This window comes from Kribbella kalugense (assembly GCF_004365875.1).
Taxonomy (GTDB): domain Bacteria; phylum Actinomycetota; class Actinomycetes; order Propionibacteriales; family Kribbellaceae; genus Kribbella; species Kribbella kalugense.
This window is the reverse complement of the sequence record NZ_SODF01000002.1, coordinates 142,570-158,400: the sequence shown is the minus strand read 5'-3', so window position 1 is coordinate 158,400 and position 15,831 is coordinate 142,570. Positions and strand designations below refer to the sequence as shown.

The window sequence follows — 15,831 nt, the reverse complement described above, 5'->3', positions numbered from 1 at the left end:
CCCCATGGCGAGGCCGGACAAGGCAGCCGCTGTCGCGGAGCTGACGGACGAGTTCCGTAGCTCCAACGGCGCCGTGCTGACCGAGTACCGCGGTCTCACCGTTGCGCAGCTCAAGCAACTCCGAACTGCGCTCGGTGACGACGTGAACTACGCCGTGGTGAAGAACACGCTGACCAAGATCGCGGCCAAGGACGCAGGTGTCGACTCGTTCGACACGCTGCTCGAAGGCCCCTCCGCGATCGCCTTCATCAAGGGCGATCCGGTGGTAGCGGCCAAGGGACTGCGTGACTTCGCCAAGGCGAACCCCCTGCTCGTCATCAAGGGTGGAGTGCTGGAAGGCAAGGCACTCGGCTCTGACGAGATCAGCAAGCTCGCTGACCTGGAGTCGCGTGAGGTCCTCCTCGCGAAGCTCGCAGGTGCGATGAAGGCGGCCCCGCAGCAAGCGGTGTCGCTGTTCGCTGCTCCGCTGTCGCAGGCCGCGCGCCTGTTCGCGGCGCTGCAGGACAAGCTCCCGGCCGAAGCAGTACCTGTACAGGACGCTGTGCAGGATTCAGCGGCGGACGAGGCACCTGCCGAGGCGAGCACCGAGGAGACCGCTTCAGCCGAAAGCTGAGGCAGATCTCATCCGCAACACCCCATCAGTGATCACCAAGCACCATTTGTTCAGGAAGGACCGCCATCATGGCGAAGCTCAGCACCGAAGAGCTCCTCGGCCAGTTCAAGGAACTGACCCTGCTGGAGCTGTCGGAGTTCGTTAAGGCATTCGAGGAGGAGTTCGGCGTCACCGCCGCCGCCCCGGTTGCCGTTGCCGCCGCCGGTGTCCCGGCTGCCGGCGCGCCGGCCGAAGAGGCCGCCGAGCAGGACGAGTTCGACGTCGTTCTCGAGAGCGCCGGCGACAAGAAGATCCAGGTCATCAAGGAGGTGCGCGGTCTCACCAGCCTTGGGCTGAAGGAGGCCAAGGACCTCGTCGAGGCGGCCCCGAAGGCCGTTCTGGAGAAGGTCGACAAGGCTGCCGCGGAGAAGGCCAAGGAGGCCCTCGAGGGCGCCGGGGCCACCGTCACGCTGAAGTGACCTCGCTTACGCTCCGTCAAGGAGCGTAACGAATGTGTAGAGAAGGGCGGTCCCTGCCAGGGGGCCGCCCTTCTGCCATTACGTGATGGTTAGTATCGCAACCGCTTGACTTCCAGGGGTTACGCAAAACCGTACTCGTGCGTAACCTAGGCCACTGCTCCGTCGTTGGAACCGCGTACTCGTCGGTTCGGGGCAGCCAGAACATTCCCGTGAGGAGGGCCGGTGGGCGTAGAAGTCCGCGTCGAAGGTCTCACCAAGTCCTTCGGCAGCCAGCTGATCTGGGGCGATGTGTCCCTGACGCTGCCGGCCGGTGAGATCTGCGTGATGCTCGGCCCGTCCGGTACCGGTAAGTCGGTGTTCCTGAAGACGCTGATCGGCCTGCTCAAGCCGGACAAGGGTCACGTCTGGATCGAGGGCACCGACATCGCCACCTGCAGCGAACGCGAGCTGTACGACATCCGCCGGCTGTTCGGCGTGCTGTTCCAGGACGGCGCGATGTTCGGCTCGATGAACCTGTACGACAACGTCGCCTTCCCGCTCCGCGAGCACACCAAGAAGTCCGAGTCCGACATCCGCTCCATCGTGATGGAGAAGATGGAGATGGTCGGCCTGGTCGGCGCGGAGAAGAAGCTGCCCGGCGAGATCTCCGGCGGGATGCGCAAGCGGGCCGGCCTGGCCCGCGCGCTGGTCCTCGATCCCGAGATCCTGCTGGTCGACGAGCCGGACTCCGGTCTGGACCCGGTCCGTACGTCGTTCCTGAACCAGGTGATGATCGACCTGAACGAGGCGTTCAGCCCGACCTTCCTGATCGTCACGCACGACGTGAACACGGCGCGAACGGTGCCGGACAACATCGGCATGCTGTACCACCGGCACCTGGCCATGTTCGGACCGCGCGAGATGCTGCTGTCCAGCGAGGAGCCGGTGGTCCGGCAGTTCCTGAACGCGCAGATGATCGGCCCGATCGGCATGTCCGAGGAGAAGGACGCCGAGGAACTGGCCGCGGAGGCGGGCCAGGAGTTGCCGCCACTGCCGCCGATTCCGATCCAGCAGCTGCCCAGCAGCGGCATGCTCCGGCCGACCCAGCGTGAGCCAGGCGAGTGGTGCCGTGAGAACGGCGTCACCCCGCCACCCGGATCCTTCGCCTCAGCGACGGTGGGGGCTCGGTGACCCTTTCGGCAACCGCCCCGCTGAAGCAGGCAGGGTCGCTGTTCGCATTCGCCCTCGACACCGGGCGGGCGGCGTTCCGGCGGCCGTTCCAGCTGAAGGAGTTCCTTCAGCAGGCCTGGTTCGTCGCGAGCGTGACGATCATCCCGACCGCGCTGGTCGCCATCCCGTTCGGCGCGGTGATCGCGCTGCAGGTCGGCGGCCTGATCGAGCAGTTCGGTGCGCAGGCGTTCACCGGCTCGGCCGCAGTACTCGCGGTTGTCCGGGAGGCATCGCCGATCGCGACCGCGCTGCTGATCGCCGGCGCCGGCGGCTCCGCGATCTGCGCCGACATCGGGTCCCGCAAGATCCGCGAAGAGCTCGACGCGATGATGGTGCTCGGCATCGATCCGATCCAGCGTCTCGTCGTACCGCGGGTGCTGGCGACGATGCTGGTCGCGTTCTTCCTGAACGGGTTCGTCAGCGTGGTCGGCGTGATGGGCGGCTACATCTTCAACGTGGTCCTGCAGGACGGTACGCCGGGTAGCTACATCGCCTCGTTCACCGCGCTGGCGCATCTCCCAGACCTGTGGCAGGGCCAGGCGAAGGCTCTCGTGTTCGGGTTCATCGCCGCGGTCGTCGCGTCGTACAAGGGTGTCAACGCGGGCGGCGGCCCGAAGGGTGTCGGGGACGCGGTGAATCAGTCCGTCGTCATCACCTTCATGCTGCTGTTCGTCGCGAACTTCTCGATGACCGCGATCTACTTCCAGCTCGTCCCGCCGAAGGGGGCCTGACGTGTCGGCCCTGGTGGACAACCTGGTCAAGAAGCCGCTGAACTCGCTCGACCATCTCGGTGAGCAGCTCGCCTTCTACATCAAGGCGCTGGCCTGGTCCGGTAAGTCGATCACGCGGTACCGCAAGGAGATCTTCCGGCTGCTGGCCGAGGTGACGCTGGGCAGCGGCGCGCTCGCGGTCATCGGCGGCACCGTCGGCGTGATCACGTTCCTGGCCTTCTTCACCGGCACCGAGGTCGGCCTGCAGGGCTACTCGGCCCTCAACCAGATCGGTACGTCGGCCTTCGCCGGCTTCGTCTCGGCGTACATCAACACCCGCGAGATCGGCCCGCTGATCGCCGGTATCGCGCTCGCCGCGACCGTCGGCTGCGGCTTCACCGCGCAGCTCGGCGCGATGCGGATCAGCGAGGAGATCGACGCCCTCGAGGTGATGGCGATCCCGTCGCTGCCGTTCCTGGTCACCACCCGGATCATCGCCGGCCTGGTCGCGGTCGTCCCGCTGTACGTCGTCGGTCTGCTGTCGTCGTACTTCGCCACTCGCCTCACTGTGACCACGTTCTACGGGCAGAGCACGGGCACGTACGACCACTACTTCCACCTGTTCCTGCCGCCCGGAGACGTGCTCTGGTCGTTCGGCAAGGTGCTGGTGTTCTCGGTCCTGGTGATCCTGGTGCACTGCTACCACGGCTACCACGCGACCGGGGGTCCTGCCGGTGTGGGCGTCGCCGTCGGTCGCGCCGTACGGACGTCCATCGTCGTCATCAACGTCGTCGACCTGCTGCTGTCGATGGCCATCTGGGGTACGACGACAACGGTCAGGTTGGCCGGATGACCAAATTGATCTCGCACAAGGTGCTGGGCGTCGCGTTCATCGGCGTGCTCTGTTTCCTGCTCTGGCTGACGTATGCGTTCTACGCCAAGGTCTTCGTCAAGACCGTGAACGTCGAGCTCAAGACCAGCCACATCGGCCTGCAGCTGAACAACCACGCGGACGTGAAGCTGCGCGGCATCATCGTCGGCGAGGTCCGCGGAGTCTCCACCGACGGCGACGAGGCGACCGTCAAGCTGGCGCTCAAGCCCGACCAGGTGGACGAGATCTCCAGCGCGGTCAGCGCCCGGATCCTGCCGAAGACGCTGTTCGGCGAGAAGTACGTCGCCCTCGTGCCGCCAACCGGTCCCGAGGGCGCGCACATCAAGGCCGGTGACGTGATCGCCCGGGACAAGACCGCGGTCGGCATCGAGATCGAGAAGGTGCTGAACGACGCGCTGCCGTTGCTGCAAGCCGTCGATCCGGCCGACCTGAACGCCACCTTGAACACGCTGGCTACGGCGCTCGAAGGCCGCGGCGCCGAGATCGCCGGCACGCTGACCCAGCTCGACGGGTACCTGAAGAAGCTGAACCCGAGCGTCCCGAAGCTGATGGATGCGCTGGCCAAGCTCACCCAGGTCGCCGACCTGTACGGCGATGCGACTCCGGACCTGGTCCGGGCCCTGCGCAACCTGACCATCACCGGCAACACGGTCGTGGAGAAGGAGCAGCAGCTGCAGGCGTTCTTCGGCAACGTGCAGAAGCTGTCCACCACTGGGAACTCGTTCCTGCAGGAGAACGAGGACCGGGTCATCCGGCTCGGCCAGGTCAGCCGGCCGGTGCTCGACCTGCTGGAGAAGTACTCGCCCGAGGTGCCGTGCTTCCTCCAGGTGATGACCGAGACCGCCCCGATCCTGAACGACACGTTCCGCGACGGCCGGCTGAACATCAACCTCGAGCTGATCACCAACCAGCCCACGCCGTACGAGCCGAACGAGCTCCCGGCCTACAAGGACCACCGTGGGCCGACCTGTGTCGGCAAGAACTACAGCGTCCCCGGTGAGAAGCCAGGTCCGTACAACCAGGAGAACCCGGCGCCGTACGTGACCGGTGACGACGGCGTGATCGGCGACCACAACAAGAACCTGCGGTTCCCGCTCAACGTGCAGCTGAACCGGGCGATGCCCGGGTTCGCGATGGACACCCAGGGCGTCGGTACGCCGGCTGAGCAGAAGGTCATCGACTCCGTCGTCGGTCCCGAGATGGGCGTAGCGCCGAACGACGTACCGGATCTGACCACGCTGATGGTCGGGCCTCTCCTTCGCGGCGGGCAGGTGAACCTGAAATGAGTTTCTTCGACAAGAAGACGACCTTCGACACCGTCCGGCTCGGGATCTTCATCGTGGTCACCACGATCGCGACCGCGCTGCTGGCCGTGACGATCGGCAACATCACCTTCAACACCACCACGAAGTACAAGGCCGTGTTCACCGACGCGGTCGGGCTGAACCAGGGTGACGACATCCGGATCGCCGGCGTGAAGGTGGGCCAGGTCGACAAGATCCAGCTCTACCAGAACACGCTGGCGCTGGTGACGTTCAGCGTCGACTCCGACCAGGTCGTCGACACGTCGACGCACGCCACGCTGCGCTACCGGAACCTGGTCGGCAACCGGTACATCGCGTTGACCGACGGGGTCGGTGGCGGCCCGCGGCTGAAGAAGAACGGGATGATCCCGAAGGAGCACACGACCCCCGCGCTCGACCTGTCGGTGCTGTTCAACGGGTTCAAGCCGTTGTTCACCGCGCTCACGCCGGCGGACGTGAACCAGTTCGCCTTCGAAGTGATCAAGGTGCTCCAGGGCGAGGGCGGCACGATCGAGTCGCTGCTGGCCAAGACCGCGTCGCTGACCACCACGCTGGCCGACGCGGACCAGGTGATCGGCGACCTGATCACGAACCTGACGTCGACCCTGCAGATCGTCTCCCAGCGGCAGCAGAACTTCTCCCAGTTGCTGGTCAACCTGCAGCAGTTCATCACCGGCCTGAGTCAGGACATCACCCCGATCCTGGGCTCGCTCGGCTCGATCAACTCGCTGAACACCAAGACCGCAGGCCTGCTGCAGCAGACCCGGGTGCCGATCAAGGCCGACCTGGACAAGCTGCGGACGGTCGCCACCACGCTGGACGACACCCAGTCGATCTGGGTGAAGACCCTGCAGTTCATGCCGGAGAAGCTGAACTCGATGACCCGCACCGCGTCGTACGGCTCCTGGTTCAACTTCTACCTGTGCAACTTCGACGGCAACGTCACGCTGCCGACGGGGACCCGCGTTCCGGTCGCCTACGACCTCAACTCGGCGAGGTGCAAGAAGTGAAGCCGTTCCGCGAGCAGAACCAGGTGACGATCGGCGTGATCGGGCTGACCGTGATCGGCCTGATCATGCTGGCCGCGTTCAAGGCGCAGGACCTGCCGCTGATCGGCGGCGGGACGAAGTACTCCGCGCAGTTCTCCGAGGCCGGCGGCCTGAAGGCGAACGACGAGATCCGGGTGGCCGGCGTCCGGGTCGGCAAGGTCCGCAAGGTCGAGCTCGAAGGCACCCACGTCCGGGTCGACTTCGTCGTCGACAAAGGCGTGAAGCTCGGCGACCAGACCGGCGCCGAGATGAAGATCAAGACCCTGCTCGGCCAGAAGTACCTCAAGCTGAACCCGGCCGGCCCCGGCGAGCTCAAGCCCGGCACCGAGATCCCCTTGGCCCGGACAATTTCGGCGTACGACGTCGTAGACGCCTTCACCGATCTGGCCAACACGACCGATCGGATCAACACCGCCCAGCTGGCCAAGGCCCTGGACACGTTGTCCGCGACGTTCCAGAACACGCCGGAGGAAGTGCGGGCCTCGCTGACCGGCCTGTCCCGCCTGTCCCAGAACGTGGCCAAGCGGGACGAGCAGCTCAAGCTGTTGCTCCAGCACTCCAACGTGGTCACCAAGGTCCTTGCCGACCGCAACCAGCAGGTCATCAAGCTGATGAAGGACGGTGACAAGGTCTTCCAGGCCGTGCAGGCGCGACGGGCGCTGATCCACCAGCTCCTGGTGTCGACGCAGCAGCTGTCCGCGCAGATCACCGCGCTGGTCCGGGAGAACCGCAAGGACCTCTCACCGACCTTGGTGAAGGTCAACGCGGTCCTCGCCGTACTGCTGCAGAACCAGAACTCCCTGGACGCGAGCATCAAGGGTCTGGCGCCGTTCGTCCGCGTCTTCACCAACACGCTCGGCACCGGGCCGTGGTTCGACACCTACCTGCAGAACCTGGCGCCGGTCCCGGAGATCCCGCTGCCCAAGGTCCCGATTCCCGGCCTGCCGGCGATCCTGGGAGGTGGCGGCTGATGAAGGTCAACGCCCTGTCCCGGCTGATCGCGATCGGCGTGGTCGTGGTGATCCTCGCGGTCAGCGCCGTGACGCTGTGGCCGAGGCCCGACCGAGTGACCGCGACGGCGTACTTTCCGCGCGCGGTCTCGGTGTACCCCGGATCCGACGTCCGGATCCTCGGCATCAAGGTCGGCGAGGTGGACAGCGTCACCCCGGCCGGCCGGACCGTCCGGGTGAAGTTCTCCTGGGACGCGAAGCACAAGGTGCCGGCGAACGCGAAGGCCGTGATCGCGTCGCCGTCGATCGTCGCGGACCGGTACATCCAGCTCACCCCGGCGTACTCCAAGGGCGCCGTGATGGCCGACGGCGCCCAGATCCCGATCGAGCGGACCGCCGTACCGCTGGAGCTCGACCAGATCTATCAGAGCCTCAACGACCTGTCCGTCGCACTCGGTCCGAAGGGCGCGAACGACCAGGGCGCGCTGGCCCGGCTGCTGGACGTCTCGGCGAAGAACCTGAACGGCCAGGGCGCCAAGCTGAACCAGACCATCACCGACGTCTCGAAGCTGACCAGCACGCTGTCGGGCAACTCGTCGGCGCTGTTCAATACGATCCGGCAGCTGCAGACGTTCGTCTCCGCGCTGGCCGCGAACGACCAGCTGGTCCGGCAGTTCAACACGAACTTCGCGCAGACCTCGACCACCCTGGCCGGTGAACGCCAGGACCTGGGCGCCGCGCTGTCGCTGCTCGCGACCGCGCTCGGCGAGGTCGCGTCGTTCGTCAAGGACAACCGGTCGCTGGTGAAGACCACGGTCACCAGCGCCACTGCCCTGTCGCAGATCCTGGTCAAGGAGAAGTCCGCGATCGCCGAGGTGCTCGACACCGCGCCGCTCGGCCTCGGCAACCTGGCCCGGATCTACAACCCGCAGTTCGGCACGCTGGACCAGCGGATCAACCCGGCTCAGCTCGACGATCCGGCGACGTTCGTCTGCTCGCTGCTGCTGCAGGCGAACCAGCCGATGTCGCTGTGCTCGGCGCTGAAGCCGGTCCTCGACGCCCTGGCCAAGCTGCCGTTGATCACCCAGCTGACCGGCACCGCGCCGGCCAGTGGTGGTCCAGCCGGTACGCCGTGGGCCCCGCCGCCGAAAGCCCCGCTGAACAGCCCCGACCCCGTGGACCCGACGCTCGGGGGGTTGGTCAAATGAAGCGCCGTACGTCGATTGTCGCCGGAGTGGCCGCGCTCGCGATGCTGCTGACCGGCTGCGACTTCAGCGTGTACTCGCTGCCCTTGCCGGGCGGCGCGAAGATCAAGGGACCGTCGTACACGGTCACCGTCGAGTTCGCGGACGTCCTGGACCTGGTGCCGAAGTCGTCGGTGAAGGTCGACGACGTCACCGTCGGCACGGTCGAGAAGGTCTGGCTGGACGGGTACGTCGCGAAGGTCCGGATCAAGCTGCCGAAGAGCCTCGCGCTGCCGGACAACACGCACGCCACCATCCGGCAGACCAGCCTGCTCGGCGAGAAGTTCGTGTCGCTGTCGCGGCCGACCGGCTCCGAGCAGCCGCGCGGCAAGCTGGACAACGGCGAGGTCATCCCGCTGTCCCGGACCACCAGCAACGTCGAGGTCGAGGAAGTCCTGGCCGCACTCTCGCTGCTGCTGAACGGCGGCGGCGTGGCCCAGCTGCAGATCATCACCCAGGAGCTGAACAAGGCCCTGACCGGCAACGAGCCGGCCATCCGGGACGTGCTGACCCAGCTGAACACGTTCGTCGGCACCCTGGACCAGAACAAGGCCCGGATCGTCACTGCGATCACCGCCGTGGACGCGCTGGCCAAGAAGCTGAACGCGCAGAAGGCGACGCTGGCGACCGCGATCGATTCGCTGCCGAAGTCGATCGCGACCCTGGACAAGCAGCGCGCCGCGCTGGTTAAGACGCTGCAGGCCCTGGCCACGCTGGGCAACACCGCGACCCGGGTGATCACCTCGGCGCAGAAGGACCTGGTGGCCAACCTGCAGTCGCTGTACCCGATCCTGACCAAGCTGGCCGAGGCGGGGGAGAACCTGCCGAAGTCGCTGGAGCTGCTGTTCACCTACCCGTTCCCGGACCAGGCCGCCAAGGCCGCGAAGGGTGACTTCACCAACCTCGGGATCACCGTCGACGTGAACACGCAGAAGGCGCTCAAGGGCCTGCTCGGGCTGAACCTGCCGACGGTCGGCCCGACCGCGCTGCCGACCGGCCGGATCAGCCTCCCGGTACACCTGCCGACCAGCCCGGGGAAGAGCGCGTTGCCGTCGCTGCCGGTCCCGACCGGTACGGCGACCACCTGCATCACGCTGCTCGGGCTGCCGGTCTGCACCCCGAAGCTGAACCGGTCCGGGTTCGATCCGGACCTGGCCCGCGCGCTGATGCCGGGGGCGGTCCAATGATCAGCAAACAAGTCCGGATCCAGCTGATGGTGTTCCTGCTGATCACCGTTGTCGGGGTCGCTTTCGTCGGCGCGAAGTACGCCCAGATCGACAAGCTGATCGTCGACACCGACTACACCGTCAGCGCGAGCTTCGCCGAGTCCGGCGGCATCTTCTCCGGTGCCGAGGTGACGTACCGCGGCCAGCCGGTCGGCCGGGTCGGCCAGCTGAAGCTGCTGGACGACGGCGTCGACGTGAATCTGGTGATCGAGAAGAAGTTCAAGATCCCGAACGACCTGCTCGCGGTGGTCGCGAACCGGTCGGCGATCGGCGAGCAGTACGTCGACCTGCAGCCGCGCCGCGACGGAGCGCCGTACCTGCAGAACAACTCGAAGATCGCCCGCCAGGACACCGCGATCCCGATCGACACCACCGAGCTGCTGCTGAACCTCGACCAGCTGGTGAACTCGGTCGACAAGAACAGCCTGAAGGTCACCGTCCGCGAGCTTGGTGCGGCCCTCAAGGGCAAGGGCACCGATCTGCAGAAGATCATCGACAGCTCCGGCCAGCTGATCGACACCGCGGACGCGAACGTGCTGCAGACGATCAAGCTGATCAACGACGGCGACACCGTGCTGGCGACCCAAGTGGCCAGCGGCGACGCGATCAAGACCTGGGCGAAGAACCTCGCGCTGCTGTCCGACACCCTGGTCAGCTCGGACGCGAACCTGCGGAAGGTGATCGACCAGGGCTCGGCCGCGTCGACCCAGATCACCGGCCTGATCGAGGACAACCGTGCCGACATCGCGGTGCTGCTGGGTAACCTGCTGACGGTGAGCGAACTGACCGCGGTCCGGCTGGATGCCGTCGAGCAGCTGTTCGTGGTGTACCCGGCGGTGGCGATGGGCGGGTACGTCGTACCGGCGAAGGACCCTGGCACCGGGCACTACGACGCGCACTTCGGCCTGGTCGTCGGCCTCACCCCGCCGGCCTGCCGGCCCGGGTACGGCGGCACCCCAAAGCGGGTCCCGCAGGCCACCACGGACACCCCGGCCAACACCAAGGCCGGCTGTACGGCGAGCCCGACGACCGGGATCAACGTCCGCGGCTCGCAGAACAAGCCGAGCCCGTCGTCCCGCGAACTGAACCGGACCGGCTACGGGATCGGGTACGACCCGGCTACCGGCGAGGCCGGCGGGTCCACGGGTACGCCGGACCTGGTGCTCGGCTCCACCGGCGGTCAGGAGGAGCTGCTCGGCAGCGACTCCTGGAAGGCCCTGATTCTCGGACCGGTGAGCGGCAAGTGATCGCACGGAACGGCCGGATGATTCTGGCGTGGGCGCTCAGCGTGGTCCTACTGGTAGCGCTGGGCGGGCTGACGCTGTCGGTGGTCGCCCTGAGCCGGCAGCGGGCGGACAACTCGGAGCGGAGCGGCGCGATGAAGGCAGCGCGGCAGTTGGCGCTGGACTTCACGACGTACGACTACCAGACCTGGGACGCGGACTCGAAGCGGGTGCTGGACGACTCCACCGGGCAGTTCAAGCAGGAGTTCCAGTCCGGGATCGACGCGGTGAAGACCGACGTGGTGACGAACAAGGCGACCTCCAAGGGCGACGTGAAGGAGGCCGCGGTGGTCTCGAACGACAAGGACTCCGCCCAGGTGCTGGTGATCGTGAACGCGGTGGTGACCAACACGGCCTCCGCCGACGGGACCGAACGCCGGTACCGGATCAAGCTGGACATGGTCCGGGAGAAGGACCACTGGCTGACCGCCGACCTGCAGGTGGTGGGCTGATGGCAGACCGCCGCAACCGCCCCCGGATCGCCGGCCAGCGCCGCACCGCGGGTACGTCGACGACGGTCGAGGAGACCCCGCTCGTCGAGGAGCAGGTGCCCGACGACGCTCCGCAGGATGTGACACCAGCCACACCAGAGCCTCCAAAGACCCCACCGAAGGCACCCACAACTACAGAGCGTGGTCGTAATCTGGGCAATGTCCTGACCATCGCCCTCGCTGTGGTGGTCGTCCTGACGCTGACCGTCGCCGCCGTGCTCGGGGTGAAGGCATGGCACGGGAAGCAGGCCGACGACGCCCGCGACCAGGCCGCGGCCGCGGGTCGGAAAGCGGCCGAGACGGCGCTCAGCTACGACTACCGTGACCTGGACAAAAGCTTCGCCGCCGCCCGCGAGACGATGACTCCGGACTTCGCCGCCAAGTTCGACGCGACCGCCAAGGTGGCCGGCGAGCTGGCCACCAAGACCAAGGCGACAGTGAAGGCCGACGTCCGCGAGGTCGGGGTCCGTGACGGCGACGCCGACCGGGTCACGCTGATCATCTTCGTGAACCAGACGACCACCAGCACGATCACTAAGGGTAGTCCCCGGGTGGACCTGAACCGGACCCGGTTCACAATGGTCCGAAACGGCGATCGATGGCTGGTCCAAGAGATCGCCGGACTGTAACCTCTAGGTGACTCCGCACCAGAAGGGCGCCGGGTGTCTCGCAGGTGGTCTACCTGCTGGAGATCCCGGGTCGGTCCTTGACGGAGAGGGTGGTCCAACGGCAAACTGTTGGACCCCACTGGACAGGCTTGCCTGGATCGTGTAGCCTATTGCTTTGCGCTGCCTTTTTCCTCGCCTCGGCTCGGGTGTCAACTTGACTGGGGCGGTTCGGCGTGCGCTCCCAGCACCGAAGTGATTTTTTGCGAGCCCGTGGAAGGACGCCCCTTGGTCGCCTCGCGCAACCCCCAGTCCGACAGCATTTCCAACGTCTCCGGCCCCCGCCGCATTTCCTTCGCGAAGATTGCCGAACCTCTCCAGGTTCCGGATCTCCTTGCGCTGCAGGTGGACAGTTTCGACTGGCTGGTCGGTAACGAAACGTGGCAGGCCCGTGTGGCCGCCGCCGAGGCCGAGGGGCGGTCGGACCTGTCCGGCCCCAGCGGTCTCGAAGAGATCTTCGAGGAGATCTCCCCGATCGAGGACTTCAGCGGCACCATGTCGCTCTCGTTCCGCGACCACCGTTTCGAGCCCCCGAAGAACACGGTGGACGAGTGCAAGGAGCGGGATGTCACCTATTCCGCGCCGCTGTTCGTCACCGCCGAGTTCATGAACAACGAAACCGGTGAGATCAAGAGCCAGACCGTCTTCATGGGTGACTTCCCGCTGATGACGCGCAAGGGCACCTTCGTCATCAACGGGACCGAGCGGGTCGTCGTGTCCCAGCTCGTCCGCTCGCCCGGTGTGTACTTCGAGCGCACCCCGGACAAGACCTCGGACAAGGACATCTTCACCGCCAAGATCATCCCGTCGCGCGGCGCGTGGCTGGAGTTCGAGGTGGACAAGCGCGACATGGTCGGCGTCCGCCTCGACCGCAAGCGCAAGCAGAACGTCACCGTGCTGCTGAAGGCGCTCGGCTGGACCGACGCGCAGATCCTCGAGGAGTTCGGCGACTACGAGTCGATCCGGCTGACCCTGGAGAAGGACCACACCTCCGGGCAGGACGACGCGCTGCTGGACATCTACCGCAAGCTGCGTCCGGGTGAGCCGCCGACCCGCGAGGCCGCGCAGGCGCTGCTGGAGAACTACTACTTCAACGGCAAGCGCTACGACCTGGCCAAGGTCGGCCGCTACAAGATCAACAAGAAGCTCGGCCGTGACGAGGCGCACAACATGGCGGTGCTGACCGTGGACGACATCGTCGCCACGATCAAGTACCTGGTCGCCCTGCACGAAGGCAAGACCGAGCTGCCCGCCCCGACCGGCGAGATCGTGGTCGAGGAAGACGACATCGACCACTTCGGCAACCGCCGCCTGCGCACGGTCGGCGAACTGATCCAGAACCAGCTGCGCACCGGCCTGGCCCGGATGGAGCGCGTGGTCCGGGAGCGGATGACGACCCAGGACGTCGAGGCGATCACGCCGCAGACCCTGATCAACATCCGTCCGGTGGTGGCGGCGCTGAAGGAGTTCTTCGGTACGTCGCAGCTGTCGCAGTTCATGGACCAGACGAACCCGGTCGCGGGTCTGACCCACAAGCGCCGGCTGAACGCGCTCGGCCCGGGTGGTCTGAGCCGTGAGCGGGCCGGCTTCGAGGTCCGCGACGTGCACCCGTCCCACTACGGCCGGATGTGCCCGATCGAGACCCCGGAAGGCCCGAACATCGGTCTGATCGGCTCGCTCGCGTCGTACGGCCGGGTGAACGCGTTCGGCTTCGTCGAGACGCCGTACCGCCGGGTCGTCACCGGTCAGGTCACCGACGACGTCGACTACCTGACCGCGGACGAGGAGGACCGGTTCGTCATCGCCCAGGCGAACGCCGCCCTGTCCGACGACAACCGGTTCGCCGAGGAGCGGGTGCTGGTTCGCCGGCGCCACGGTGAGGTCGAGCTCGTGCCCGTCGACGACGTGGACTACATGGACGTCTCGCCGCGCCAGATGGTGTCGGTGGCGACCGCGCTGATCCCGTTCCTCGAGCACGACGACGCCAACCGCGCCCTGATGGGTTCGAACATGCAGCGCCAGGCGGTGCCGCTGATCACCTCGGACGCGCCGCTGGTCGGCACCGGGATGGAGTTCCGCGGGGCCGTGGACGCGGGTGACGTGGTCACCTCCGACAAGGCCGGCGTGGTCAAGGAGGTCTCGGCCGATCTGATCGAGATCGCCGCCGACGACGGCACGTACCAGACCTACCGGATGGCGAAGTTCCGCCGCTCGAACCAGGGCACCTGCATCAACCAGCGTCCGCTGGTCGACGCCGGGCAGCGGGTCGAGATCGGGACGCCGCTGGCCGACGGTCCGTGCACCGACGAGGGCGAGATGGCTCTCGGCCGGAACATGCTGGTCGCGTTCATGCCGTGGGAAGGCCACAACTACGAGGACGCGATCATCCTCTCCCAGCGCGTCGTACAGCAGGACCTGCTGACCTCGATCCACATCGAGGAGCACGAGGTCGACGCTCGCGACACCAAGCTGGGGCCGGAGGAGATCACCCGGGACATCCCGAACGTCTCCGACGAGATGCTGGCCGACCTCGACGAGCGCGGCATCATCCGCATCGGCGCCGAGGTCACCACCGGCGACATCCTGGTCGGCAAGGTCACGCCGAAGGGCGAGACCGAGCTCACCCCGGAAGAGCGGCTGCTGCGCGCGATCTTCGGTGAGAAGGCGCGCGAGGTCCGCGACACGTCGCTGAAGGTGCCGCACGGCGAGGAGGGCACCGTCATCGGTGTCCGCGTCTTCGACCGCGACAACGGCGACGAGCTGCCGCCGGGCGTCAACCAGCTGGTCCGGGTGTACGTCGCCCAGAAGCGGAAGATCTCGGTCGGCGACAAGCTGGCCGGCCGGCACGGCAACAAGGGCGTCATCTCCAAGATCCTTCCGGTCGAGGACATGCCGTTCATGGAAGACGGCACCCAGGTCGACATCATCCTGAACCCGCTGGGCGTGCCCGGCCGGATGAACGTCGGTCAGGTCCTCGAGACCCACCTCGGCTGGGTTGCCAGCCGCGGCTGGGAGGTCGACCCCGAGAACCAGGAGGAGTGGGCACAGCGGCTGATCAAGATCGGCGCGGGTTCCGCTCCGGCGATGACGAACGTCGCCACCCCGGTCTTCGACGGCGCCCGGGAAGAGGAGGTCACCGGCCTGCTCGGCTCAACGCTGCCGAACCGTGACGGCGTCCGGATGGTCGACGGCACCGGTAAGGCCCGGATGTTCGACGGCCGCTCGGGTGAGCCGTTCCCGGAGCCGGTCGGCGTCGGCTACATGTACATGCTGAAGCTGCACCACCTGGTCGACGACAAGATCCACGCACGGTCGACCGGTCCGTACTCGATGATCACCCAGCAGCCGCTGGGCGGTAAGGCCCAGTTCGGTGGCCAGCGGTTCGGCGAGATGGAGGTGTGGGCCCTCGAGGCCTACGGTGCCGCCTTCGCGCTGCAGGAGCTGCTCACGATCAAGTCGGACGACGTGGTCGGTCGCGTCAAGGTGTACGAAGCGATCGTCAAGGGCGAGAACATTCCGGAGCCGGGTATCCCGGAGTCCTTCAAGGTTCTGGTCAAGGAAATGCAGTCCCTGTGTCTGAACGTGGAAGTGCTCTCGTCCGACGGAAGCCGGGTCGAGATGCGCGACAGCGAAGAAGACGTCTTCCGCGCGGCGGAGGAACTGGGAATCGATCTGTCCCGGCGTGAGCCGAACAGTGTCGAGGAGGTCTGAGCGGGTTGCCGCTTGAGATCAACAGC

14 protein-coding genes are annotated in these 15,831 nt (G+C 66.6%); all 14 read left to right on the top strand.

Features of this window, described 5'->3' with window-relative positions:
• The first annotated feature begins 4 nt into the window (after positions 1-4).
• Entirely contained in the window at positions 5-613 is a 609-nt protein-coding gene (gene rplJ, locus EV650_RS18315; RefSeq protein ID WP_134120269.1) for a 50S ribosomal protein L10, read from the top strand.
• Positions 614-681: 68 nt separating this feature from the next.
• Positions 682-1,071, top strand: coding sequence for a 50S ribosomal protein L7/L12 (gene rplL / locus EV650_RS18310; RefSeq protein WP_134120268.1), 390 nt, complete (start codon positions 682-684; stop codon positions 1,069-1,071).
• Between the two features lie 222 nt (positions 1,072-1,293).
• Positions 1,294-2,241, top strand: coding sequence for an ABC transporter ATP-binding protein (locus EV650_RS18305; RefSeq protein WP_134120267.1), 948 nt, complete (start codon positions 1,294-1,296; stop codon positions 2,239-2,241).
• Positions 2,238-3,011: an MlaE family ABC transporter permease gene (locus EV650_RS18300; protein WP_134120266.1), complete on the top strand. Its 774-nt coding sequence runs from the start codon at positions 2,238-2,240 to the stop codon at positions 3,009-3,011. Before EV650_RS18305 ends, EV650_RS18300 begins: the two co-directional genes overlap by 4 nt.
• A gap of 1 nt (position 3,012) precedes the next feature.
• A complete protein-coding gene (locus tag EV650_RS18295) occupies positions 3,013-3,843 on the top strand; it encodes an MlaE family ABC transporter permease (protein WP_134120265.1) in 831 nt (276 codons plus the stop codon).
• The gene (locus EV650_RS18290) at positions 3,840-5,168 is read left to right on the top strand and encodes an MCE family protein (protein WP_238174305.1); all 1,329 of its coding nucleotides are present in this window, start codon (positions 3,840-3,842) and stop codon (positions 5,166-5,168) included. Before EV650_RS18295 ends, EV650_RS18290 begins: the two co-directional genes overlap by 4 nt.
• Positions 5,165-6,196 (top strand): MCE family protein, encoded by a 1,032-nt coding sequence (locus EV650_RS18285; RefSeq protein WP_134120264.1) that lies wholly within the window; start codon positions 5,165-5,167, stop codon positions 6,194-6,196. Before EV650_RS18290 ends, EV650_RS18285 begins: the two co-directional genes overlap by 4 nt.
• Positions 6,193-7,206 carry an MCE family protein gene (locus EV650_RS18280; protein WP_134120263.1) on the top strand — a complete coding sequence of 338 codons (1,014 nt, stop codon included), beginning with the start codon at positions 6,193-6,195 and terminating at the stop codon, positions 7,204-7,206. The genes EV650_RS18285 and EV650_RS18280 overlap by 4 nt, the downstream gene beginning before the upstream one ends.
• Positions 7,206-8,393, top strand: a complete 1,188-nt coding sequence (locus tag EV650_RS18275; RefSeq protein ID WP_134120262.1) for an MCE family protein — start codon at positions 7,206-7,208, stop codon at positions 8,391-8,393. Before EV650_RS18280 ends, EV650_RS18275 begins: the two co-directional genes overlap by 1 nt.
• Entirely contained in the window at positions 8,390-9,616 is a 1,227-nt protein-coding gene (locus EV650_RS18270; protein WP_134120261.1) for an MCE family protein, read from the top strand. Before EV650_RS18275 ends, EV650_RS18270 begins: the two co-directional genes overlap by 4 nt.
• Positions 9,613-10,902 carry an MCE family protein gene (locus tag EV650_RS18265; protein ID WP_134120260.1) on the top strand — a complete coding sequence of 430 codons (1,290 nt, stop codon included), beginning with the start codon at positions 9,613-9,615 and terminating at the stop codon, positions 10,900-10,902. Before EV650_RS18270 ends, EV650_RS18265 begins: the two co-directional genes overlap by 4 nt.
• Complete coding sequence (locus EV650_RS18260) at positions 10,899-11,390, top strand: Rv1363c family protein (protein ID WP_238174304.1); 492 nt, start codon at positions 10,899-10,901, stop codon at positions 11,388-11,390. The genes EV650_RS18265 and EV650_RS18260 overlap by 4 nt, the downstream gene beginning before the upstream one ends.
• Positions 11,390-12,058 (top strand): hypothetical protein, encoded by a 669-nt coding sequence (locus EV650_RS18255; protein ID WP_134120259.1) that lies wholly within the window; start codon positions 11,390-11,392, stop codon positions 12,056-12,058. Before EV650_RS18260 ends, EV650_RS18255 begins: the two co-directional genes overlap by 1 nt.
• Before the next feature lie 264 nt (positions 12,059-12,322).
• Positions 12,323-15,805 carry a DNA-directed RNA polymerase subunit beta gene (rpoB, locus tag EV650_RS18250; protein ID WP_134120258.1) on the top strand — a complete coding sequence of 1,161 codons (3,483 nt, stop codon included), beginning with the start codon at positions 12,323-12,325 and terminating at the stop codon, positions 15,803-15,805.
• Positions 15,806-15,831: the final 26 nt, after the last annotated feature.